The sequence below is a fragment of the Enterobacter sp. 01-M-03-SI-ECC genome, from assembly GCF_047530215.1.
GTDB lineage: Bacteria > Pseudomonadota > Gammaproteobacteria > Enterobacterales > Enterobacteriaceae > Enterobacter > Enterobacter chengduensis.
Window position 1 is genome coordinate 1 of the sequence record NZ_JBLKDA010000095.1, and the last position, 1,270, is coordinate 1,270.

Here is a 1,270-nt window from a genome sequence, read left to right on the forward strand (position 1 = left end):
TGTATGACCGGATACATAGGTGACAGATCAGACCGGGAACATAGGTAACACTTTTAGTCTATCCGCACCACACTCTGGGTTTTTCGGTCGTAGTACGCAAGCGTTATTCCGTTGAAGATGATGGCCTCCAGGCCATCATCTTGTTCTTCCAGCATGATGTACTCATCAGTCAGCGCTTCACTCAGGAACACCGTCCCCTTTTTCCCCATATAGAGTGTCCCCCTCGATTTCACCCTGTACACCGTTCCTCCTGACGGATAGGCATAGTCAGGAACACGGCCATCCCACTGTCGCTTCGAGGGGTGCCACACCGTTCCGGGCGTTGCGCCCGCCAGGGCTTCATGCGGTCTTTCGTAGTTAAATTCTTCCCGGTAGTCACTGAACCACCGCTGTTGTTCTTCCATCGTCATGAAGGTGTTCCCCTGCGCCAGCGCACTTTTCAGGGAACGGTGCATGCGTTCGTGCCGCCCGTTCTCTTCGGGATGGCCCCGCCGGATACGCTCCGGTCTGACGCCCAGCTTTATCAGCCAGACGGCAAGGCGACTTAACCCGGCGATACCCGTCCCTGCGAAGGGCTGACCATTATCGGTTCTCAGAACGTCCGGCAGACCGTACTCCAGGAACGCCTCCGTCAGACAGTGCCTGACGAAGGGCTCGCTCTCACGGTCCGTTCCACGGCAGCTCAGCAGATACCGGCTGTGGTTGTCGGTCAGGGTAAAGGGATGACAGTACTCTCTGCTCAGCAGCCTGAACTTGCCTTTAAAATCAGCGCTCCAGACCTGATTGTTTTCACTGATGCTGGTCAGGGGCCGGCGATTCCCCGGCGTTCTGCGCTTTCTCTTTCTGTCAGGTACCAGGCCTTCACGCTTGAGGATATCGCCGACAGTGCTGGCAGCAGGAACGGTAAAATCGACGTGATGATTGAGGAGCCACATCCGCAGTTTTTTTGGGCCCCAGTCAGGGTGTTTCTGACGCAGGGCAGTCAGGTGTCCGACGACCTCATCAGGAACCGTCCGGGAGTGGGAGCGTGGTGCGCGCGACCGGTCAGAGAGAGAGGACAGGTCAGAAGGGTCAAAACGCTGAAGCCATTTGTAGCCGGTTTTGCGGCTGATACCAAAAAGACGGCAAAGAGCGGAGAAGGAGTCCGTACCTGCATGGCAGGCACGGATAAAATCAAGGCGTTGCATAGGTCGGGTCTCAGTCCAGGGCATAGCGAGTCTCCTCTTCTATGCCAGTTATAACTGTTACCCATGTATCCGGTCTAAAGTGT

The 1,270-nt window shown here is 56.1% G+C and carries 1 protein-coding gene; it reads right to left on the reverse strand.

Going from position 1 to position 1,270, the window contains the following annotated elements; genetic code table 11:
• Positions 1 to 53 precede the first annotated feature (53 nt).
• The gene (locus tag ACMWKK_RS26210; protein ID WP_055322574.1) at positions 54 to 1,211 is read right to left on the reverse strand and encodes a DDE-type integrase/transposase/recombinase; all 1,158 of its coding nucleotides are present in this window, start codon (positions 1,209 to 1,211) and stop codon (positions 54 to 56) included.
• Positions 1,212 to 1,270: the final 59 nt, after the last annotated feature.

What these genes read in the sequence shown, in the direction of transcription:
- ACMWKK_RS26210 (WP_055322574.1), bottom strand. Translation starts at nt 1,211, where the DNA reads ATGCCCTGGACTGAGACCCGACCTATGCAACGCCTTGATTTTATCCGT.